A 20295-nucleotide genomic window follows, 5' to 3' on the forward strand; every position below is an offset into this window, starting at 1 on the left:
TCGGCAGCCGGGGCAGGCTTCCCGGTCAGCTGCCGGGCAGCTCCAGGTCGGTCTTGTTGAGCTCCTCGATGTTCACGTCCTTGAACGTGAGCACGCGGACCTGCTTGACGAAGCGGGCCGGCCGGTACATGTCCCAGACCCAGGCGTCTGCCATGGAGACCTCGAAGAAGACCTCGCCCTGGACCGAGTGCACCTGCATCTCGTAGTCGTTGGTGAGGTAGAAGCGACGCTCGGTCTCGATCACGTATTTGAACAGCCCGACGACGTCGCGGTACTCCCGGTAGAGCTTCAGCTCCATCTCGGTCTCGTACTTCTCGAGGTCCTCGGCGCTCATGGCATGTTCCCCTTCAGCCGTGCGTCCCCCCATTGTGCGGCAGGCATTCGCACCCCTAGGCGATTTCCGGGGCGAGAACCACCGGTGCACTCGGAGGTCCCTCGTCGAGCAGCGTGCGCAGCAGCTCGGCGAGTCTGGTCGGGTACACCGTCTCACGCGTCGCCGACAGTTCGGCGGAGGTCCACCACCTCAGGCCCGAGACGCTGCGTTCCTCCAGCTCGGTCAGGGCCCGGGGGCCGGTCTCGGTGCGGGTGGTTCGTGCCAGGTAGTACCACTCGTCCTGGTCCCAGCGCCGCCCGTCGAAGGGGAAGGAGCAGGTGCGTCGCCAGAGGACGGGGCCGAGGGCGATGCCGGTGATGCCGGTCTCCTCGGCCACTTCGCGGCGTGCGGCCTCCTCGTGGGTCTCGTCGCCCTCCAGCCCGCCGCCGGGGGTGAACCACCAGGTCTGCGCGGGGTCGTCGGGCTCGTGTCCGTGCAGGAGGAGGATGCGGTCGTCCGGGTCGAGGAGGACGACGCGTGCCACGCGCCGCGGCTCCGCGCCGTGGGTGTCCGCCGTGGCCCCCGTGCCGTGCGTCATGCGTTCACCGTCTCCGTCTCCTTCTTCCGTCGTCCGCCGAGCCGGCTCGCCACGGGTCCGTACGCGGCGCCGAGCAGGATGAGCGCGCATCCTCCGACGATCGCGTAGAAGAGGAGCGTGACGGGCCCGGGCCGCGAGATGCCGCCGGGGAGTGCCGCGAAGCCCGTGGGGCGCTCGACGACGCCGGTGGAGGGCCAGGCGACGGCGTCGACCCGGGCGGTGACGCTGGAACGCGGGACGGATCCCTGGCCGGCCTCCTGGAGGTGGACGCGGGAGTCCATGGAGTTGTGGCGTTCGTCGCCGAGGAGGAAGAGGTTGTCGGCGGGTACGGTCGCCGAGAACTCCTGTCCGGAAGCCGGGGCACCGGCCCGCAGATACGGTTCGTCGATGGGCTCGCCGTTGACGGTGAGCCGTCCGTCGGCGTCGCAGCAGGCGATCTTGTCGCCGCCGATGCCGACGACCCGCTTCACCATCGGGCCGCCGCCCCACACCGGGTCGTCGAAGACGACGATGTCGCCGCGCCGGACCTCGTCGCCGTCGATGCGCTGGGCCAGGACCCGGTCGCCGACGTTGACGGTGGGCGTCATGGAGTCGGTGGGGATGGTGTAGGGCGCGTAGAGCACGGCGCCCCAGGCGAAGCCGCCGAGGAAGAGCAGACAGCCGACGGCCACGGCGAGCCCCGACAGTGTCCTGCCGAGGCGGCCGTGGCCGCCGTCCGTCCGTATGGTTCCGCTCATCCCAGTGCTCCCCACCTCAGAGGCCGGTTCGTCGATCTGGGACGGCACCCTACCCGCGGGTCGCTACTCGGCGGTATGCCGGGAGACGACCCGCTTCCTGCGCCACAGGACCAGCGGGAGGGCGCCGGCGAGGCCGGCCGCGGCGGGTGCCAGGGCCAGGGCCTGGTTCAGGCCGGGCTGGTCGAACGTGGCGGGGACGGGGAGCGTCGCCCAGCGGGTGACGGGCCAGGCGACGACGACGGCGCGGCCGACGACCTCGTCGTTGGAGACGGTTCCCCTGCCGGGGAGTTCCTGGTGGAAGCGGGAGTCCAGCGAGTTCTGGCGGTTGTCGCCCATCACCCAGATGCTGTCCTTGGGGATGGTGATCGGCCCGAACGGGCGGTCGCCGCACGGCGTGGAGCCGGGGGCGAGGTACGAGGCCTCGTCGAGCGCCTTGCCGTTGACGATGACCTTGCCGCCCTCCTTGCAGGAGACGGTGTCGCCGCCGATGGCGATGACGCGCTTGATGAGGTCCTTCTCCTCCGCGGACGGCATCAGGCCGATGAAGCTGAGGAACTTCTGGACGGCGTTGGGCTCGGGCGTGGGTTCGCCGCCGACGAGCCAGCCGCCCGGGTCGTGGAAGACGACGACCTCGCCGCGCTCCGGCTCGGAGCCGAACCAGGGGGTCAGCTTGTCGACCAGGACGCGGTCGCCGCGCTGCAGGGTGTTCATCATCGATTCCGAGGGGATCGAGAACGCCTGCACGAGGAACGTCTTGATCAGCAGCGCGAGCACCAGCGCGATGCCGATCAGGAGGGGCAGTTCCTTCCAGAAGGAGCGGGGCTTCTTCGCGCCCTTGCCGGGCTCACCGGTCTCGCCGTCGTTGCTTCCGCCGTCGGCGTCCGAGGGGTCGCCGGGCCGGCCTGCGGATTCATCCGTCATGGCGACCGGCGACTCGGCGAGCCGCTGGGGTCCCTTCTCGGGCTCGTCGTGTCCGGATCGTGCCCCGACGGCCAAATCCCCCACATCCACTCCTCAGTCCGTGCGTTCGCCTGACCCAGAACAGGGACAGGCCCACCACTCCCATAACGAGCGGGAGTTCCGCAGGGGTCGGGAGCCAGGGCAATCCGTTCAGATTCCGCGAGGACACACTATGCGACACACCGAGCGCGGTCGAAGATCCCGAACGCGCGTCCGGTACGGCGGCGAAGGTCTCCCTTTCCTCCAGCCGGCGCCAGTGGCCGACGGGCCAGGCGATCACGACGGCTCGTCCCACGACCTCCTCCTCGGAAATCGTCCCCCGGTCCTTCTCGTCGAGGTGGAAGCGTGAATCGGCGGAGTTGGACCGGTGGTCGCCCATGACGAAGATCCGTCCGGGCGGCACCTTCACCTCGAACCTGATCTTCGAGGGTTCGTTCCCCGGGTGTACGTAGGGTTCGTTCAACGGTACGCCGTTGACAGTGAGCCGGCCGTCCTTGCCGCAGCACGCGACGGTGTCGCCGCCGACCGCGACGACCCGCTTGATCAGGTCCTGTTCGTCGGCGGAGGGCAGGAGTCCGATGAAGGTCAGCGCCTGCTTGGCCTGCTTGACGCCGACCGGGTCGTCCTCCGTGGACGTGGTCTCGTCCTGGAGCCAGTTGCCGGGGTCCTTGAAGACCACGACGTCGCCGCGCTGCGGCGTGGAGCCGAACCAGGGCGTCAGCTTGTCGACCAGGACCCGGTCGTCGATCCGGATGGTCTGCTCCATGGATCCCGAGGGGATCACGAACGCCTGGACCAGGAAGGTCTTCAGGACGAGCGCGATCAGCAGGGCGACGGTGATGAGGAGCGGGATCTCCTTGACGGCGGAGCGCTGACGGCGGCGCTTGACCTTGCGGGCGAGGCGGCGCCGCTCCGCACGGCCGGGCATGGAGCGGCTGTCGAAGGCGGACCGGGTGCCCGTGGGCAGCGGGGTCTCGGCGCGGCTTCCGGGCGGCCGTCCGCGGTTACCCATGGCGGCCCGCCGCGGGCGCGGGTACGGCGTCGAAGGCGGCGGTCGGCGGCACGACGGACCAGCGGCCGAAGGGCCAGCCGATCCAGTCCGCGCGTCCGATCACCCGGTCGACGGGCACCATGCCGCCGCCCGGCTGCCCCAGGTGGTCACGGGAGTCGCTCGACTGACTGCGGTGGTCGCCCATCACCCACAGGGTGCCCTGCGGTACGACGATGTCGAAAGGGACTTTCGAGGGAGCGTCACCCAGGTGGACGTACCACTCGTCGACCGGCACGCCGTTGACGGTGAGCCGGCCGTCCTTGCCGCAGCAGACCACGCGGTCGCCGCCGACGCCGACGACGCGCTTCACGAAGTCGGTCTCGTCGGGCTCGGCGAGGCCGAGGGCCGCGGCCGCGCCGTGCAGCAGGCCGGTCACCGGGTTCTCCCGCGGGGGCTCCTGGACGAAGGAGCCGGTGCCGTCGAAGACGACGACGTCGCCGCGCTCGGGTGCGTCGCCGAAACGGTACGCCAGCTTGTTCACCAGGATCCGGTCGCCGACCTGGAGGGTCGGTTCCATCGAGCCGCTGGGGATCAGGAACGGCTGGAGCACGAAGTGGCTCAGCAGCAGGAGGAAGACGACGCAGGCGGCGCCGACGAGTCCGGTACGGCGCCATGAGAGCCGGAACGGGCCGCGTCCGCCGGTCGCGTCCGGCCCGTCGCCCCCGGGGGCGGTGTCCGGTGCGGGTGCCGCCTCCGGCGACGGCGCCGCGGCGGAACGGGGCCCGGACATACGCGCGGAGCGCGACCGCTCCTCCGTCTCGCCGGAGGAGCGGTCGCGCTCCGTGTGCTGTGCTTCGGTGTCCATCGGGGGCAGAGCCTATCCGGCCGCCCTGTAAGTTCTACGTCCGAAGCACCGCGCGGTCGGTGAGCCGGGGGCTCAGCGGTCGCGCTTCTCCTTGATCTTCGCAGCCTTGCCGCGCAGCTCACGCAGGTAGTAGAGCTTGGCGCGACGGACGTCACCGCGGGTCACGAGCTCGATCTTCTCGAAGATCGGGCTGTTCACCGGGAAGGTGCGCTCGACACCGACGGAGAACGAGACCTTGCGGACCGTGAAGGTCTCGCTGACGCCCGAGCCCTGGCGGCGGATGACGACACCCTTGAACTGCTGGATACGGGAGCGGTTGCCTTCGATGACGCGCACGTGGACGTTCACGGTGTCGCCGGGGCGGAAGGCGGGGAGGTCGGTGCGGAGCGAAGCCGCGGTGACCGAGTCGAGCAGGGAGGCCATGGTGGTCTCTTTCCTCGCTGATGCCACAGGTCATCAGCGGTACGTTCGAAAGTGGATGGAGCGCCGGTCGTACCGGGCGGGCGTCGTTCCCCCTGTGGCAGGGGCGCACGCAGGACAAACGGCAGCGGCCTATTCTTCCACGCCGTCCGGCCTGCGCCAAAATCGGCCGCCCGGCTCGGGGGCCCAGCCCATCATGGAGAGGATCTCCCGGTCCTTCTTGTCGAAGTCCGCGGGGTCGCAGCGTTCGATCAGGTCCGGCCTGTTGGCGGCGGTGCGGCGGAACGCCTCGTCCCGCCTCCAGCGCGCGATCTTCCCGTGGTGCCCGCTGAGCAGGACCTCGGGGATGGCGCGCCCGCGCCACTCGGGCGGCTTGGTGTAGACGGGGCCTTCCAGGAGGTTGGCCATGGCGCCGGGGGCGAAGGAGTCGTCGCGGTGCGACTCGGCGTTGCCGAGGACGCCCGGGAGGAGCCGGGCCACGGCCTCGGTGACGACGAGGACGGCGGCTTCCCCGCCGGCGAGGACGTAGTCCCCGATGGAGACCTCGTAGACCGGGAGGCGGGTGGCGTACTCGTCGGTGACGCGGCGGTCGATGCCCTCGTAGCGGGCGGGCGTGAAGATCAGCCAGGGCCGCTCGGAGAGTTCGACGGCGAGTTCCTGGGTGAAGGGGCGGCCGCTGGGGGTGGGGACGACGAGGGCGGGGCCGTGGGCGCCGGCCTCGAAGCCGTCCGCGACGATCTGGTCGAGGGCGTCGCCCCAGGGGTCGGTCTTCATGACCATGCCCGGCCCGCCGCCGTACGGGGTGTCGTCGACGGTGTTGTGGCGGTCGTGGGTCCACTCGCGCAGGTCGTGGACGTGGACGTCGAGCCGGCCGCGGGCGCGCGCCTTGCCGACGAGCGAGACGTTCAGCGGTTCCAGGTACTCGGGGAAGATCGTGACGACGTCGAGGCGCATCAGGAGGCGTCCTCGTCGGCGCGGCCGGTACCGGCGTCGGTGCCGGACGCGGCCTCGGGGGCCTCGTCGGCGTCCTCGGCGTCGCGCGCGGACGCGATCTCGGCGCGGTCGTCGATCAGTCCGGGCGGCGGGTCGATCACGGCCCGCTGCTCCTCCAGGTCGATCTCGGTGACGATCTCCTCGACGAAGGGGATCATCAGCTCGGTGCCGTCGGGCCGCTCGACGATGAAGAGGTCCTGGGACGGCAGGTGGGAGATCTCGGTGATCCGGCCGACCTCGGTGCCGTCGGCGAGGACGACGTCCAGGTCGATCAGCTGGTGGTCGTAGTACTCGTCCTCCTCCTCGGGCAGCTCGTCGGGGTCGACGTCCGCGATGAGGAGGGTGTTGCGCAGGGCCTCGGCCGCGGTGCGGTCGCGTACGCCCTCGAAGCGCAGGAGGAGCCGGCCGCTGTGCACCCGGCCGGTCTCGACGGTCAGCGGTCCGGTGCCGGCCGGGTCGGTGCTGAGGACGGCTCCGGGGCTGAGCCGGAGCTCGGGCTCGTCCGTACGCACCTCGACGGTGACTTCGCCCTTGATGCCGTGGGCGCGGCCGATCCGCGCGACAACGAGCTGCACGAGTGGTTTCTCTCCTGTCGGGGGACGACGACGGGCCGGGGCGGGCTCGAAAGCCCTCCCCGGCCCGTGCCGGCGTATTCGACGAATACAGCCGACTTCTCTCAGCGAACCTGGTCCACGTCGACGAGGTCGACGCGGATGCCGCGGCCGCCGATGGCGCCCACGACGGTTCGCAGTGCACGCGCGGTGCGGCCGTTGCGGCCGATCACCTTGCCGAGGTCGTCGGGGTGGACCCGGACCTCCAGCACACGGCCGCGGCGCAGGTTGCGCGAGGCGACCTGCACATCGTCGGGATTGTCGACGATGCCCTTCACGAGGTGCTCGAGAGCCTCCTCGAGCATGCTCAGGCCTCGGTCGACTCGGTGGACGCGGCCTCGGCCTCGTCCGCCTTCTTGTCGGCCTTCTTCGCCTTCGGGGTGATGGCCTCACCCTTGGCGTCGTCACCCTCGAGGGTCTTGGCGAACGCGTCGAAGGAGGCGCGCTTGTCCTCCTTCGTCGCCGGCTGCAGCAGCGGCGCCGGGGCCGGCAGGCCCTTGTGCTTCTGCCAGTCGCCGGTGAGCTTCAGGATGGCGAGGACCGGCTCGGTCGGCTGGGCGCCGACGGACAGCCAGTACTGCGCACGCTCCGAGTCGACCTCGATCTTGGAGGGGTTGTACGTCGGGTGGTACAGACCGATCTCCTCGATCGCGCGACCATCGCGGCGGGTGCGCGAGTCGGCGACGACGATACGGTAGTGCGGCTGGCGAATCTTGCCGAGGCGCTTGAGCTTGATCTTGACTGCCACTGGAGTGGTGTCTCCTGGTCTTGACGTGGTTGGGCACATGAGATGCCACGTGGGGTTGCGGTACTCGGGTGCCCGATGGACGCGTCAGCCGGAGGAGAGAGGGGTCCTGTGCGGCTGTCGAGTACAGCTAGCCATTGTGCCACATGCGCGCGCCGCGCCGGACCGGGGGACGGCCGGGGAGCGGTGCGCGGACGGGGCGGTTCTCCGCGGGCCCGGACGCGGGGCCGTTCCGGCGCAGGGGGCCGGGAAGGGCGGGGAACCCCCGATACCCACCCCGCACCCGCCCCCGTACGCCGGACGGCCGTCGTGCGTCCGGACCGCCCGGCGTCGCGGACCGACGCGGGCCCCGGGCGGTCGGGCCGCCGGATCAGCCGGCCGCGCCCACCGATTCGGGGATGCGGAAGGGCTTCCCGCAGCCGCCGCAGACGATCGGCGCCTGGGCGAGGACCGAGGGGACCACGCGGACGTTGCGACCGCAGTCGCAGACGGCCTTGACCCGGACGCCGCCGCCGGAGGATCCGTGCCGGGCGGCCGGGCCGCGGAAGGAGCGCTTGGTGTCGGCGGCCGTGGCGACCGTGTGCGCCTTGAGGGCCCGCTGGAGCCGCTCGATGGTGGGGCGGTAGCGGCGCTTCGCCTCGGGGTTGAGCGTGACCAGCGAGAAGCCGCTGCTGGCGTGCGGTTCCTCGGAGTGGTCCAGGCCCATCTCCTCGGCGATCGCGAGGAATCTGCGGTTGTGATAGCGGCCGGCGCGCGAGGTGTCGCGGACTCCTCGGGCGGCGGCGATGCCGTGGACTGCTTCGTGGAGCAGTCGTTCGAAGGAGAGCTCGGCGCCACAGGCGGACGAGGACTCACCGATCAGGGACTCGGGCGCGGCAAGGTCGGGCAGCTCGGGGTGGTACCGCTGAATGTCGGCCCACGCCTGTGCCAGCTCTGCGGCGAGAACAGGGGGTGTCGTGCTCACGTCGGGTACAACGAGCCGGAACGCCCCCGGGTTCCATTCCGGGGCATCCCAAATATTTTGCACGTACCCGTCAGTTGCCCTTGATGTGTCCCGACGAGGGCCAGTGCGCCGATCTGCGGAGAAGTCCGCACAGCTCGCGGCAAGCCGGTGCGTAGCGGCGCATACGCCCCTGGGCGTAGGTCCGGCGTACGGGCCGAGGGGGGTGTGGCAGGGACAGTACCCGGTGCCGGGTACCCGGGCGGCACCGCCCCCACGCGGGCCGAGGGCCCTTCGGCGTGAATTCGCCCGTGCGTCCGCGTGACGGGCCGATGCCGCGAAGAAGTCGTGCGGCTCCACCACTGGACGCGGGGACGGATGCGCAGTTCCCTGACATACGGGGGGATGCGGGCGCACATGTACGGGGGCCGTCGACCAGCCACTGATTGGGGCGCATTCCATGACACCTACGCTCGTCCCGCACCACCCCGCGCGTGACTGGGCCGAGATCCAGGAGCGCATGCTCGTGCCGCTCTACGAGGCGGTGTACGACCGTCTCGGCGTGGGCCCCCGGTCCCGCGTCCTCGGCCTCGGCTGCGGCTCGGGTCTGGCGCTGCTGATGGCCTGTGCGCGGGGCGCCCGGGTCACCGGCGTGGACCGTGACCACGCGCGCGTGGAGCTGGCGCGGGAGCGGATGCCGGAGGGTGAGGGGCACACGGTCGTCGAGGGCGGTCCGCCGGAAGCGGGGGACGTGGCCGGTGGCGCCTTCGACGTGATCACGGCTTTCCACGGCACGGCGGAACTCGGGCCGGATCTGGTCGCCGTCACCCGTTCGGCTCAACCTGGCGCGGCGGTCGTGGTGGCCGGCTGGGGGCCGCCGGAGCGGTGTGCGACGGCGTCGGTCCTGCGGGTGGCCGCGCGCCTGACGGGCTGGAGCCCGTCGCGTCGCGACGACCTGGAGGAGGTGGTGGCCCGTGCGGGTCTGCGGCCGGACGGTTCGGGGCGGGTGTCCTGCCCCTTCGGCTACGCGAATCCGGACAGCGCGGTGCGGGGCCTGCTGTCGACGGGAGACTTCGACGCGGCGATCCACGCCACGGACCCCTCGCAGGTCGAGAAGGAGATCCGGGAGGCGCTGGAGCCCTACGTGCGCCCCGACGGCACGGTGTGGATGCCCAATGTCTTCCGGTACCTGATCGCGCGGACCTGAGCCTGCGGTCCGCGGGGCGGAGCGCCGGCGGTCCGTGCGGCGCGGGGTCAGCCGTCCTTCGTGAGCCGGGTGATCCCGGCCGCGCGGTAGGCCTCGTCCTCCTCCAGCGTCTCGTTCTCCAGGAGAGCGGCGGCCAGCGCGTCGAGCCGGTCGCGGTGGTCGTGGAGCTGCCGGAGGGCGCTCGCGTAGCACTCGTCGACGATCCGGCGCATCTCGTGCTCGACGGCGTCGAGGGTGGCGGGGGCCGCCGACAGCCCGTACGCCTGCTGGGCGTCGCTCGGGATGGCGGTGAGGCGGCCGACCCGCTCGCTCATGCCCCAGCGGCCGACCATGCCGCGGGCGATGTTGGTGACCTGTTCCAGGTCGCTCTCGGCGCCGGTCGTGACCGCGTCGAAGACGACCCGTTCCGCCGCCATGCCGCCGAGGGCTCCGATGATCCGGCCGCGCAGGTACTCCTCGGTGTACGCGTACCTGTCGGCGTCCGGGGTCGACAGGGTGACGCCGAGGGCCCGGCCCCGCGGCACGATGGTGATCTTGCGGACGGGGTCGGCGCCGGGCTGGAGCATGCCGAGGAGGGCGTGGCCGCTCTCGTGGTACGCGGTGCGGCGTCGTTCCTCTTCGGCCATGACGAGCGGGCGTTCGGCGCCCAGCTGGACCTTCTCCAGGGCGTCGGAGAGGTCGGACTGGGTGACGGCCTGCTGCTGGCGTTTGACCGCGAGCAGGGCGGCCTCGTTGGCGAGGTTGGCGAGTTCGGCGCCGGTCATGCCGGGGGTGGTGCGGGCGACCTGGACGAGGTCGACGTCCTGGGCCAGGGGGATCTCGCGGGTGTGGATGCGGAGGATGGCTTCGCGGCCACCGCGGTCGGGCGGGTTCACGTGGACGACGCGGTCGAAGCGGCCGGGCCGGGTGAGGGCGGGGTCGAGGACGTCGGAGCGGTTGGTGGCGGCGATGACGATGACGCCCTCGGAGCCGGTGAAGCCGTCCATCTCGGTGAGGATCTGGTTGAGCGTCTGCTCGCGTTCGTCGTGTCCGCCCATGCCGGAGCCGGCGCCGCGGGCCCGCCCGATGGTGTCGATCTCGTCGATGAAGATGATGGCGGGTGCGACCTTGCGGGCCTCCGCGAACAGTTCGCGTACCCGTGAGGCGCCCACGCCGACGATCATCTCGATGAACTCCGAGGCGGAGGCGGAGAAGAACGGCACGCCCGCCTCGCCCGCCACGGCCCGGGCGAGCAGGGTCTTGCCGGTGCCGGGCGGGCCGGCGAGGAGGACGCCGCGGGGCATCTTCGCGCCCATCGCGCGGTAGGCGCCGGGGTTCTTGAGGAAGTCGACGACGTCGTTGAGCTCGCCCTCGACCTCGTCGATGCCGGCGACGTCCGCGAAGGTGGTGCGCTTGTCGCCCGCCTCCAGTTCGACGGGTCTGGGCGGGGCCTTGCGGCCCAGCATCCCGCCGGCGCCGCCCATGCCGGCGCTCATCCGGCGGGCGATGAACACCCAGAGGACGACGAGCAGCAGCATCGGGGCGAGGGAGATCAGCAGGTTGACGAGGAAGCTGCGTTCCGCGACGACGGGCTTGGCCGTGACGGTGACGCCCTTGGCGGTCAGCTCGTCCCAGAGGTCGTCGTCGGCGAAGGCGGGGCGCTGGGTCTCGAACTTGGTGTAGTCGCCGTCGCCGTCGGGGACGGGCTGCTTGTTCTTCAGCTGCCCCTGGATGGCGTCGCCCTTGGAGTAGATCTTGGTGACGTTGCCCGCGTTCACCTGCTTGCTGAACTCGGTGTACGAGATCGTCGGCCCGTCGCCCTCGTTGAAGAAGGACAGGACGAGGTTGGCGAGGACGTAGACGACGAGTGCGGTGAGGATGAGGCCGCCCCAGCCGCCGGGCATCTTCCGTTTGGGGGGCGGGGGCGGCGGGGCCCCTTCCGAGCGCCACGGCTGGTCGGTCCGGTCGCGCGGGGGCACGGGGTTGGCCACGCTGCTCTCCTCGGGGCGGCAATGGCCTCAGTATGGGAGAAGCGGATCATCGGGGCATTCCGGGTGGTCCGGGCGGACGACGAGGGGCCCGGAGCGGTTCCTCACCGCTCCGGGCCCCTGGTCACCGGGTCTCAGCCCATGAACTTCTTGAACTCGTCGGGGAGCTCGAAGTCCTGTCCGCCCTGGCCGGCGGCGGGCAGTCCGAACGCGCCGCCTGCCTGCGCCTGCTCGCGGCGCTCGGCGGCCGCCTGCTCCTCGGCCTTGCGCTTCATCGGGTTGCCGCTCTTGCGCTTGCCCTTGGCCTGCTTGACCTGCTTCTTCTGCCGGCCGGGGCCGCCGCCCATGCCGGGGATCCCGGGCATGCCCGGCATGCCGCCGCCCTGGGCCATGCGGGACATCATCTTGCGGGCCTCGAAGAAGCGCTCGACCAGGCCCTTGACGGCGCTGACCTCGCTGCCGGAGCCCTTCGCGATACGGGCGCGGCGGGAGCCGTTGATGATCGTGGGGTCCTGGCGCTCGGCCGGGGTCATCGACTTGATGATGGCGGCCGTGCGGTCGACGTCGCGCTCGTCGATGTTGTTGATCTGCTCCTTCATCTGCCCCATGCCGGGGAGCATCCCGAGGAGCTTGCTGATGGAGCCCATCTTGCGGACCTGTTCCATCTGGGCGAGGAAGTCGTCGAGCGTGAACTCCTGGCCCTTCTTGGACGCCAGCTTGGAGGCCATCTTGGCGGCCTCTTCCTGGCTGAAGGTCTGCTCGGCCTTCTCGATGAGCGAGAGCATGTCGCCCATGCCGAGGATGCGGGACGCCATGCGGTCCGGGTGGAACGCGTCGAACTCGTCCAGCTTCTCGCCGTTGGAGGCGAACATGATCTGGCGGCCGGTGACGTGCGCGATGGAGAGCGCGGCACCACCGCGGGCGTCGCCGTCGAGCTTGGAGAGCACGACGCCGTCGAAGCCGACGCCGTCGCGGAAGGCCTCCGCGGTGTTGACCGCGTCCTGACCGATCATGGCGTCGACGACGAAGAGGACCTCGTCGGGGCTGACGGCGTCGCGGATGTCCGCGGCCTGCTGCATCAGCTCCTGGTCGATGCCGAGGCGGCCGGCGGTGTCGACGATCACGACGTCGTACTGCTTGGTCCGCGCGTACTCGACGGAGTCCTTGGCGACCTGGACGGGGTCGCCCACGCCGTTGCCGGGCTGCGGGGCGTAGACGGCCACGCCGGCGCGGTCGGCGACCACGCTGAGCTGGTTGACGGCGTTGGGGCGCTGGAGGTCGCAGGCGACCAGCAGCGGGGAGTGGCCCTGGCCCTTGAGCCAGAGGCCGAGCTTTCCGGCGAGGGTGGTCTTACCGGCACCCTGGAGACCGGCGAGCATGATGACGGTGGGCGCGGTCTTGGCGAACCGCAGGCGCCGGGTCTCGCCGCCGAGGATGCCGACGAGCTCCTCGTTGACGATCTTGATGACCTGCTGGGCGGGGTTCAGCGCCTGGGAGACCTCGGCGCCGGTCGCCCGCTCCTTGACCTGCTTGATGAACGCCCGGACGACGGGCAGGGCGACGTCGGCCTCGAGGAGGGCGATACGGATCTCGCGCGCGGTGGCGTCGATGTCCGCCTCGGACAGGCGCCCCTTGCCGCGGAGGTTCTTGAAAGTCGCTGCAAGGCGGTCGGAGAGGGTGTCGAACACGGCGGTCGCGGATCCTCGGTGTCGGGGGCGGGCGGACGGATTGCCCTCCAGGGTATCGGGTACCGCGCGGGATCCGGGGCGGGGATTCCTCACCCCGTGGGCGCGGCCGGTCCTCGCGGCGGCCTTCGGGGCGGAGCGGGGCCCCGGGCGGGCCCCACCGGCCTCGTCGGCCCCACGGGTCTCCCCCGCTCCCCGCACTCACCCGCGCAGGGCCGTCTCCAGGGTCTCGGCGACCTTCGTGGCGTCCGTCGTCGTCAAAGGGGCGCCGGTGCCGTCCGTCACGTAGAAGGCGTCGACCGCGTTCGCGCCGAGGGTGGAGACGTGGGCGCTGCGGACGCGGACGGCGGCGGCGTCCAGGGCGCGGCCGATGCGGTGCAGGAGGCCGGGGGCGTCCTGGGCGCGGACCTCGATGACGGTGGCGAGGCGGGAGTCGCCGGCCGCGACGGTCACGCGGGGCGGTGGGGCCGTCACGCCGCGGCGGCGCGGGTAGGCGGCCTCGCGTTCGGCGAGCCGGGCGGGGATGTCCAGGGAGCCGTCGAGGGCGCGGACGAGGTCGGCGCGGAGCCGGGCCGCCTGGGGCAGGGAGCCGTACTCGGCGGCGACGCGCCAGCTCAGGACGAGGACGGCGCTCGCGCCGAGCTCGGTGGGGAGTTCGATGGCGCGCAGGTCCATGGCGCGGACGGTCAGCCGGTGCAGGGCGAGGACGCCCGCGGTGGCGGGGAGGACGCCCGGCTGGTCGGGCAGCGCGATGTGGAGTTCGACGCCGACGGGTTCCGGTTCGTCGCCGGCGTTCTCGGTTTCGGCGTGCAGGGAGAGGACGGCTTCCCCGGTGCGCAGGGCCTCGATCGCGAGTCGTTCCTGTTCGGCGCTGGGTGCGGAGGGTTCCGGTTCGGTGGCGGGCTCGCCCGCGAGGACGCCGGCCACGCGTGTGACGAGGTCGGCGACGAGGGAGGCGCGCCAGGTGGACCAGGCGGCGGGGCCGGTGGCCAGGGCGTCGGCCTCGGTGAGGGCGTGGAGGAGTTCCAGGGCGCCGGGGGTGCCGACGGCGGTGGCGACCGCCTGGACGGTCGCGGGGTCGTCGAGGTCGCGTCGGGTGGCGGTCTCGACGAGGAGCAGGTGGTGGCGGACGACGGTGGCGATGACGCCGACGTCGGCGCGGTCGAAGCCGATGCGGGTGGCGACGTCGCGGGCGATGGTCTCGCCGGCGACGGAGTGGTCGCCGGGCCAGCCCTTGCCGATGTCGTGGAGGAGGGCGGCGACGAGGAGGAGGTCGGGCCGGCCGACGCGGCGGGTCAGGGACGAGGCCCGTACGGCCGTCTCCACGAGGTGCCGGTCGACGGTCCAGGTGTGGACGGGGTTGCGCTGGGGGCGGCAGCGGACGCGTTCCCAGTCGGGGAGGAGGCGGGTGACGAGTCCTTCGGCCTCCAGGGCCTCCCAGACGGGGACGGCCGGTTCTCCGGCGCCGAGCAGGGTGACGAGTTCCTCGCGGGCTTCCGCGGGCCACGGCACGGGCAGGGGTTTGGCGGTGGCGGCGAGGCGGCGTACGGCGTGCAGGGAGATCGGCAGGCCGGACTGGGCGGCGGCGGCCGCGGCGCGCAGCGGGAGGACGGCGTCGCGTTCGGGTTTGGCGGTGCGGGCGAGGACGACCTCGCCGTCCATCTCGACGACGCCCTCGGCCAGCGGGGTGCGTTCGACGGGTTGTTTCGTGCCGCCGGACCGGCCGCCGAGGAGGGAGCGGAGCCGGGGGCGGCCGGAGCGCGCCTTGAGGACGCGGGTGACCTCGCGCCAGGTGACGTCGGTGGCGTAGGAGATGACGCGGGCGGCTTCGTACACCTCGCGGAGCAGGGTGTCGGCGTCGAGGAGGCCGAGTTCCCGGGCGACGGCGTCCTGCTCCTGGAGGGCGAGGCGGTCGGTGGCGCGGCCGGTGGCGAGGTGGAGGGCGTCGCGGGCGTCGAGGAGGCGGCGGCGGGCGCCGTCGAGGCCCTCGCGAGGGGCGTCGGCGAGCCAGGAGGCGGCGACGGCGCGCAGGACCTGGGCGTCGCGCAGGCCGCCTCTGGCCTCCTTGAGGTCGGGTTCGAGGAGGTACTGGAGCTCCCCCATGCGTTCGGCCCGCTCCCGGCAGAGTTCGTCGAGTTCGGGCAGGCGCTCGGGGGCCTGGTTGCGCCAGTCGGCGAGGACGGTGGTGCGCAGGGCCGTGACGAGGCCGAGGTCGCCGGCGACGTGCCGGGCGTCGAGGAGCCCGAGCTGGACCTTGAGGTCCTCGCCGGCGGTCGTGCGGGCCTCGGCGGGGGTGCGGACGGAGTGGTCGAGGGCGAGGCCGAGGTCCCAGACCGGGTACCAGATGCGGTCCGCGAGGGTGGCGACGGCGCCCGGGTCGGCGGTGCCGTCGTGCAGCAGGAGCAGGTCGAGGTCGCTGCGTGGGGAGAGCTCGCCGCGTCCGTAGCCGCCGACGGCGACGAGCGCCACCCCTCGTGGCGGGCCGGCGGCGGTGAACAGTCCGTTCAGCCAGTCGTCGGTGAGCCGGGCCAGGGCGGAACGGCGCGGCGGCCCGGACTGCGCCTTCTCACCGAGAAGGCGCAGCCGGGCCGCCGCGTAGCCGCTGGGTCCCGAGTCTTCCGCTTGTGTGTCCACTTCGAGGCTCGTCACCCGGCAGCTCCCTGGTTCGCGTGCTTACAGTGCGTCCGGACCGCGTTCGCCGGTACGGACCCTTACGGCCGTCTCGACGGGCACGCTCCACACCTTGCCGTCACCGATCTTGCCGGTTCGGGCCGCCTTGACCACGACATCGATGAGCTGTTCGGCGTCCTCGTCCTCGACGAGGACCTCGATGCGGATCTTGGGGACGAGGTCGACGGTGTACTCGGCACCGCGGTAGACCTCGGTGTGGCCGCGCTGGCGGCCGTATCCGCTGGCCTCGGTGACCGTGAGGCCCTGGACTCCGAAGGCCTGCAGGGCCTCCTTGATCTCGTCCAGCCGGTGTGGCTTCACGACTGCGGTGATGAGCTTCATGCGTCCACCTTCTTGGTCTCCGGGGCGGCAGGGGCGAGGACGGCGGTGGAGCGCGAGGAGGCGCCGCCGCCGGCTCCGCTGAAGTCGTACGCGGTCTCGGCGTGCTCGACCTGGTCGATGCCGGAGACCTCGTCGTCCTCGCTGACTCGCATGCCCATCGTCTTGTCGATGATCAGTGCGAGGAGCGCGGACGCGATCAGAGAGTAGGCGAGGACCGCGAAGACTCCGATGGCCTGCTTGCCGAGCTGGTCGAGGCCGCCGCCGTAGAAGAGGCCCTTGGCGTCGGACTGGACGCCGCCGGTGGCGAAGAAGCCGACGAGGAGGGAGCCGATGACTCCGCCGACGAGGTGGACGCCGACGACGTCGAGGGAGTCGTCGTAGCCGAACTTGTACTTGAGGCCGACGGCCATGGCGCAGACGAGGCCGGCGACGGCGCCGATGGCGATCGCGCCGAGCGGGGAGCAGGAGCCGCCGGAGGGGGTGATGGCGACGAGGCCGGCGACGGCGCCGGAGGCGGCACCGAGGGTGGTGAAGGAGCCGTGGCGGATCTTCTCGTAGAGCAGCCAGGCGAGCATGGCGGCGGCGGTGGCGACCTGGGTGTTGACGAACATCACGGCGCCGACGCCGTCGTCGTTGCCGAGCCAGGATCCGGCGTTGAAGCCGAACCAGCCGAACCACAGGAGGCCGGCGCCGAGCATGACCAGCGGGAGGCTGTGCGGGCGCATCGGGTCCTTCTTGAAGCCGACGCGCTTGCCGATGACGAGGATGACGCCGAGGGCCGCGGCGCCGGCGTTGATGTGGACGGCGGTGCCGCCGGCGAAGTCGATGACACCCATCTCGAAGAGCCAGCCGCCGGCGCCCCAGACCCAGTGCGCGACCGGGAAGTAGACGACGGTGACCCAGAGGGTGATGAAGAGGGCCCAGGCGGTGAACTTCACCCGGTCGGCGAGGGCGCCGCTGATCAGGGCGGGGGTGATGATGGCGAACATCAGCTGGAAGACGGCGAAGACGTACACCGGGATGGTGTAGCCGTCCCAGAGTTCGGTGATGCCGATGCCGCTGAGGCCGACGTATTCGGAGGACCAGCCGACGATCGAGCCGGAGTCGGTGCCGAAGGCGATGCTGAAGCCGTAGAGCACCCACAGGATCGTGACGATCCCGAGGCTGATGAAGCTCATCATCAGCATGTTGAGGGTGGACTTGACGCGGACCATTCCTCCGTAGAAGAAGGCCAGCGCCGGGGTCATCAGCATGACCAGGGCGGAGCAGATGAGCATGAACCCGGTGTTCGCGGCAGACAGCTCGGGGGCGTCTGCGGCCAGGGTCGTGATGGCTGGTGCCATCGGCGTCTCCTCGTCGTCGGTACGGCCTGTGCGGGGGCGGGGCCGGAGGGCGGCTTGGCCGTGAGGGGTGGCCGGTTATGGCCCAGAGGTTGGCGCAGCGCCGTTTCCGCCGATGCCGCTCGATGTTTCGGCGCAGTGACGAAGGGGTGGGGCGTGTTACGCCGCTGTGAACCCCTGGGTCACGGACATGTAACGGCGGGGCCTTCCGGGCCGGGCGGCCGGGGACGCGGACCGGCCGCGGCAGCAGTCCCTGTGTCCTTGCGGCGGGGGAGCCGAGTCGGGCAGTACGGGAGGGCTGTCGCGGCCGGGGTTCGGTGGCCCGCGGGGGCGGGGCCGTGGGGTCAGACCGCTTCGGCGGCCTCGGGGAGCAGGGCGGTGAGGCGGTCGGTGAGCTGGACGACCTCGGCGACGTGACCGTAGTCGCGGGCGGCGGTGTCGACGGTCTTGCGCAGGCGGGTGTTGACCCGCTCGGACCGAACGCTGCGGGCGACGCCGAGGGCCTTCTCGGCGAGGAGGGCGGACTGCTCGGGTTCGCGCTTGAGGAGGTGCACGGTGGCCATGCCGATGAGGTTGAGTGCGTACGAACGCTGGTGCTCGGGGTCCTTCTCGAAGAGGGCGACGGCCCGCTCCATGACGGGTTCGGCGAGGGAGGCGTAGGTCGGGGAGCGTCCGGCGACGTAGGCGAGGTCGCGGTAGGAGTGGGAGTTCTCGCCGTTGAGCTCGGCCTCGGAGAAGAAGCGGATCCAGTCGGGTTCGGGCTCGCCGTCGAGGCCGACGTCGGCGAAGGTGTCCTCGGCCATCCGGACGGCGCGCTTGCACTTGCTGGGCTGGCCCATGTTGGCGTAGGCGCGGGCCTCCATCGCATACAGCATCGCCTGGGTGCGGGCGGTGGCGCAGTCCCGGCTGCCGTACTGGGCGAGGTGGATGAGTTCGAGGGCGTCGTCGGGGCGTCCGAGGTGGATCATCTGACGGCTCATCGAGGACAGGATGTACGAGCCGAGCGGCTTGTCGCCGGCCTCCTTGGCGGCGTGCAGGGCGAGGACGAAGTACTTCTGGGCGGTGGGCTGGAGGCCCACGTCGTAGCTCATCCAGCCGGCGAGTTCGGCCAGTTCGGCGGCGCAGGCGAAGAGCCGTAGGGCGACGGCGGCCGGCTGCGGTTCCTGGAGGAGGTCGGTGACCTCGTGGAGCTGGCCGACGACGGCCTTGCGGCGCAGTCCGCCGCCGCACTGGGCGTCCCACTGGCGGAACATCGCCGTGGTGGATTCGAGGAGGTCGAGTTCGCCCGGGGACAGGCGGTGGGGGCGGCGGGTGTCGAGCACGGGCTCGGGGCGCTCGGGTTCGCCGGCCGGGGTGGGCACGAGCCAGCGCTGCATGGGTTCGATGAGGGCAGGCCCGGCGGCGAGCGAGAGGGCGGAGCCGAGGAAGCCGCGGCGGGCGAGCATCAGGTCGCTGCGGGAGAACTCGCTGAGCAGGGTGACGGTCTGGGGGCCGGCCCACGGCAGGTCGACGCCGGAGACGGAGGGCGACTGGTGGGCGGTGCGCAGCCCGAGGTCCTCGATCGCGACGACGGAGCCGAAGCGTTCGGAGAACAGCTCGGAGAGGATCCGCGGGATGGGCTCGCGGGGCTGTTCGCCGTCCAGCCAGCGCCGGACGCGGGAGGTGTCGGTGCTGATGTGGTGCGCGCCCATCTGGCGCGCCCTGCGGTTCACCTGACGCGCCAGCTCGCCCTTCGACCAGCCGCTGCGCACGAACCACGAGCTCAGCTGCTCGTTCGGGCGCTTGCCGGCAGTCGTTCCGTCTGCGCCGTTGCCGCCCACAGGAATGCCCCCATCCACATCAATGCCCTTGTTGCGCGAACCCCTATCAGAATGCCGCGAGTTGCGGCGTCCGTCTGGAGCTTGCACTCCTTCGAACTGGAAAACGGGTTGCCTCCGGCATACCCACGCGCGCATCGACTCCAGGGCTCGTGTACCGAAAGTAATCCTACGATCACCCCTCTCGCGAGGGGGATTCAAGAATCGCCACCATTCGCCACCCCTTCGAATGAACTCGCCTGGCGCCGGACGCGATTCACTTGACATGCGACGAACCAGGGGTCGGCGGGGTGTTGCGCGAGGAGGCGCGCGCGGCGGTCCGCACCACCCTTCCCGCGACGGTGCGCCAGCCATGGACACGGAGCGTGAGGGGGCGACACCCGGTCGTAACCACCGGCGCGTCCGACCCGTTGGAGGGGGCATGGGCTTCACGATCGGCGGCATCCGTGAGATGAGGACCGGCTCACGACGCCGCGTCCGCACCACGGAGTGCACGGCAGTGGCGGAGTACACCGGACTGTGGGGCTGGGACGTGCTCCCGGGAGCGAGGGCCGCCTCCGGCCAGTGCTCCTGCGGGGACCCCTCGTGCCCGGCTCCGGGGGCGCATCCGCTCCCGTTCGCCGAGGGCGTGCCGGCGGGCGCGGGCCTGGACGAGGCGACGCGGGCCTGGTCGGGGTACCCGGGAGCGGCCGTGCTGCTGCCGGTGGGACGGTCCTTCGACGTGATCGAGGTCGCGGAGGCGGCGGGCCGGCGGGCGCTGGTCCGGCTGGAGCGGATGGGCCTCCCGCTGGGTCCGGTGTGCGCGACGCCGACCGGGCGGGCGCAGTTCTTCGTGGCGCCGGGGGCGGCGGCGGAGCTGCCGCGGCTGCTGTACCGGATGGGCTGGGACGACGCCGATCTGGACCTGGAGGGCCTCGGGACCGGCACGCACATCACGGCGCCCCCGTCGGACCTCGGCGGCCTCGGTCCGGTCCGCTGGCTGCGGCCGCCCACGCTGGACACCGCGGGGGCGCCGCCGCAGGCACGGCTGCTGCTCGGCACCCTGGCGTACATCTGCCACCGCAGCCACTCCTAGCCGCCCCCGCTCCCCCGCC

General features: G+C 71.8%; 20 protein-coding genes. 2 read left to right on the plus strand and 18 right to left on the minus strand.

Features of this window, described 5'->3' with window-relative positions; genetic code table 11:
• Nucleotides 1-25 precede the first annotated feature (25 nt).
• The 12 genes from ACGFZF_RS19865 to ACGFZF_RS19920 form a co-directional block, all read right to left on the minus strand.
• Entirely contained in the window at nucleotides 26-334 is a 309-nt protein-coding gene (locus ACGFZF_RS19865) for a DUF2469 domain-containing protein (protein ID WP_008737534.1), read from the minus strand.
• Nucleotides 335-389: 55 nt separating this feature from the next.
• The gene (locus ACGFZF_RS19870) at nucleotides 390-911 is read right to left on the minus strand and encodes an NUDIX hydrolase (RefSeq protein WP_393555802.1); all 522 of its coding nucleotides are present in this window, start codon (nucleotides 909-911) and stop codon (nucleotides 390-392) included.
• A complete protein-coding gene (lepB, locus tag ACGFZF_RS19875) occupies nucleotides 908-1648 on the minus strand; it encodes a signal peptidase I (protein ID WP_393555804.1) in 741 nt (246 codons plus the stop codon). The genes ACGFZF_RS19870 and lepB (ACGFZF_RS19875) overlap by 4 nt, the downstream gene beginning before the upstream one ends.
• 63 nt (nucleotides 1649-1711) lie before the next feature.
• Nucleotides 1712-2644, minus strand: coding sequence for a signal peptidase I (gene lepB, locus ACGFZF_RS19880; RefSeq protein ID WP_393556199.1), 933 nt, complete (start codon nucleotides 2642-2644; stop codon nucleotides 1712-1714).
• Nucleotides 2559-3620 (minus strand): signal peptidase I, encoded by a 1062-nt coding sequence (gene lepB / locus ACGFZF_RS19885; protein ID WP_393555806.1) that lies wholly within the window; start codon nucleotides 3618-3620, stop codon nucleotides 2559-2561. Before lepB (ACGFZF_RS19885) ends, lepB (ACGFZF_RS19880) begins: the two co-directional genes overlap by 86 nt.
• Nucleotides 3613-4464: a signal peptidase I gene (gene lepB / locus ACGFZF_RS19890; protein ID WP_393555808.1), complete on the minus strand. Its 852-nt coding sequence runs from the start codon at nucleotides 4462-4464 to the stop codon at nucleotides 3613-3615. The genes lepB (ACGFZF_RS19885) and lepB (ACGFZF_RS19890) overlap by 8 nt, the downstream gene beginning before the upstream one ends.
• A gap of 72 nt (nucleotides 4465-4536) precedes the next feature.
• A complete protein-coding gene (rplS, locus tag ACGFZF_RS19895) occupies nucleotides 4537-4887 on the minus strand; it encodes a 50S ribosomal protein L19 (protein WP_393555810.1) in 351 nt (116 codons plus the stop codon).
• A 129-nt stretch (nucleotides 4888-5016) separates the two neighbouring features.
• Nucleotides 5017-5838 (minus strand): tRNA (guanosine(37)-N1)-methyltransferase TrmD, encoded by an 822-nt coding sequence (trmD, locus tag ACGFZF_RS19900; protein WP_393555812.1) that lies wholly within the window; start codon nucleotides 5836-5838, stop codon nucleotides 5017-5019.
• Nucleotides 5838-6452: a ribosome maturation factor RimM gene (gene rimM, locus ACGFZF_RS19905; protein ID WP_393555814.1), complete on the minus strand. Its 615-nt coding sequence runs from the start codon at nucleotides 6450-6452 to the stop codon at nucleotides 5838-5840. The genes trmD and rimM overlap by 1 nt, the downstream gene beginning before the upstream one ends.
• 101 nt (nucleotides 6453-6553) lie before the next feature.
• The gene (locus ACGFZF_RS19910; RefSeq protein ID WP_005311361.1) at nucleotides 6554-6793 is read right to left on the minus strand and encodes an RNA-binding protein; all 240 of its coding nucleotides are present in this window, start codon (nucleotides 6791-6793) and stop codon (nucleotides 6554-6556) included.
• Nucleotides 6794-6795: 2 nt separating this feature from the next.
• A complete protein-coding gene (rpsP, locus tag ACGFZF_RS19915) occupies nucleotides 6796-7236 on the minus strand; it encodes a 30S ribosomal protein S16 (protein ID WP_137993109.1) in 441 nt (146 codons plus the stop codon).
• 367 nt (nucleotides 7237-7603) lie between these two features.
• A complete protein-coding gene (locus ACGFZF_RS19920) occupies nucleotides 7604-8197 on the minus strand; it encodes a hypothetical protein (RefSeq protein WP_356604519.1) in 594 nt (197 codons plus the stop codon).
• Between the two features lie 436 nt (nucleotides 8198-8633).
• Here ACGFZF_RS19920 and ACGFZF_RS19925 point away from each other — a divergent pair, with 436 nt between their 5' ends.
• Nucleotides 8634-9380 carry a class I SAM-dependent methyltransferase gene (locus ACGFZF_RS19925; RefSeq protein WP_393555816.1) on the plus strand — a complete coding sequence of 249 codons (747 nt, stop codon included), beginning with the start codon at nucleotides 8634-8636 and terminating at the stop codon, nucleotides 9378-9380.
• 47 nt (nucleotides 9381-9427) lie between these two features.
• Here ACGFZF_RS19925 and ftsH read toward each other — a convergent pair whose 3' ends face one another.
• The 6 genes from ftsH to ACGFZF_RS19955 all read right to left on the minus strand — a co-directional run bounded on the left by ftsH (nucleotide 9428) and on the right by ACGFZF_RS19955 (nucleotide 19204).
• Nucleotides 9428-11350, minus strand: coding sequence for an ATP-dependent zinc metalloprotease FtsH (gene ftsH / locus ACGFZF_RS19930; RefSeq protein ID WP_393555818.1), 1923 nt, complete (start codon nucleotides 11348-11350; stop codon nucleotides 9428-9430).
• 131 nt (nucleotides 11351-11481) lie between these two features.
• Complete coding sequence (gene ffh, locus ACGFZF_RS19935; protein WP_393555820.1) at nucleotides 11482-13035, minus strand: signal recognition particle protein; 1554 nt, start codon at nucleotides 13033-13035, stop codon at nucleotides 11482-11484.
• Nucleotides 13036-13233: 198 nt separating this feature from the next.
• Nucleotides 13234-15681, minus strand: a complete 2448-nt coding sequence (locus ACGFZF_RS19940; protein ID WP_393555822.1) for a [protein-PII] uridylyltransferase — start codon at nucleotides 15679-15681, stop codon at nucleotides 13234-13236.
• Nucleotides 15682-15705: 24 nt separating this feature from the next.
• Nucleotides 15706-16044, minus strand: coding sequence for a P-II family nitrogen regulator (locus tag ACGFZF_RS19945; protein ID WP_069170469.1), 339 nt, complete (start codon nucleotides 16042-16044; stop codon nucleotides 15706-15708).
• Complete coding sequence (locus ACGFZF_RS19950) at nucleotides 16041-17387, minus strand: ammonium transporter (protein ID WP_393555825.1); 1347 nt, start codon at nucleotides 17385-17387, stop codon at nucleotides 16041-16043. The genes ACGFZF_RS19945 and ACGFZF_RS19950 overlap by 4 nt, the downstream gene beginning before the upstream one ends.
• Before the next feature lie 341 nt (nucleotides 17388-17728).
• Nucleotides 17729-19204 carry a hypothetical protein gene (locus ACGFZF_RS19955; RefSeq protein ID WP_393555827.1) on the minus strand — a complete coding sequence of 492 codons (1476 nt, stop codon included), beginning with the start codon at nucleotides 19202-19204 and terminating at the stop codon, nucleotides 17729-17731.
• 418 nt (nucleotides 19205-19622) lie between these two features.
• On the opposite strand from ACGFZF_RS19955, the gene ACGFZF_RS19960 reads away from it, so the two are divergent.
• Nucleotides 19623-20276 carry a bifunctional DNA primase/polymerase gene (locus ACGFZF_RS19960; protein ID WP_393555829.1) on the plus strand — a complete coding sequence of 218 codons (654 nt, stop codon included), beginning with the start codon at nucleotides 19623-19625 and terminating at the stop codon, nucleotides 20274-20276.
• Nucleotides 20277-20295: the final 19 nt, after the last annotated feature.

Origin of the sequence: Streptomyces sp. NPDC048338, from assembly GCF_043201055.1 — a bacterium.
In the GTDB taxonomy this organism is placed as follows: domain Bacteria; phylum Actinomycetota; class Actinomycetes; order Streptomycetales; family Streptomycetaceae; genus Streptomyces.

Bases quoted from the DNA above. Each gene is read 5' to 3' on its own strand.
- ACGFZF_RS19945 (WP_069170469.1), bottom strand. From the start codon at position 16,044: ATGAAGCTCATCACCGCAGTCGTGAAGCCACACCGGCTGGACGAGATC.
- ACGFZF_RS19870 (WP_393555802.1), bottom strand. From the start codon at position 911: ATGACGCACGGCACGGGGGCCACGGCGGACACCCACGGCGCGGAGCCG.
- ACGFZF_RS19960 (WP_393555829.1), top strand. From the start codon at position 19,623: ATGGGCTTCACGATCGGCGGCATCCGTGAGATGAGGACCGGCTCACGA.
- rplS (WP_393555810.1), bottom strand. From the start codon at position 4,887: ATGGCCTCCCTGCTCGACTCGGTCACCGCGGCTTCGCTCCGCACCGAC.
- trmD (WP_393555812.1), bottom strand. From the start codon at position 5,838: ATGCGCCTCGACGTCGTCACGATCTTCCCCGAGTACCTGGAACCGCTG.
- lepB (WP_393555806.1), bottom strand. From the start codon at position 3,620: ATGGGTAACCGCGGACGGCCGCCCGGAAGCCGCGCCGAGACCCCGCTG.
- ACGFZF_RS19950 (WP_393555825.1), bottom strand. From the start codon at position 17,387: ATGGCACCAGCCATCACGACCCTGGCCGCAGACGCCCCCGAGCTGTCT.
- ACGFZF_RS19910 (WP_005311361.1), bottom strand. From the start codon at position 6,793: ATGCTCGAGGAGGCTCTCGAGCACCTCGTGAAGGGCATCGTCGACAAT.
- ACGFZF_RS19865 (WP_008737534.1), bottom strand. From the start codon at position 334: ATGAGCGCCGAGGACCTCGAGAAGTACGAGACCGAGATGGAGCTGAAG.
- lepB (WP_393555804.1), bottom strand. From the start codon at position 1,648: ATGAGCGGAACCATACGGACGGACGGCGGCCACGGCCGCCTCGGCAGG.
- lepB (WP_393555808.1), bottom strand. From the start codon at position 4,464: ATGGACACCGAAGCACAGCACACGGAGCGCGACCGCTCCTCCGGCGAG.
- ACGFZF_RS19925 (WP_393555816.1), top strand. From the start codon at position 8,634: ATGACACCTACGCTCGTCCCGCACCACCCCGCGCGTGACTGGGCCGAG.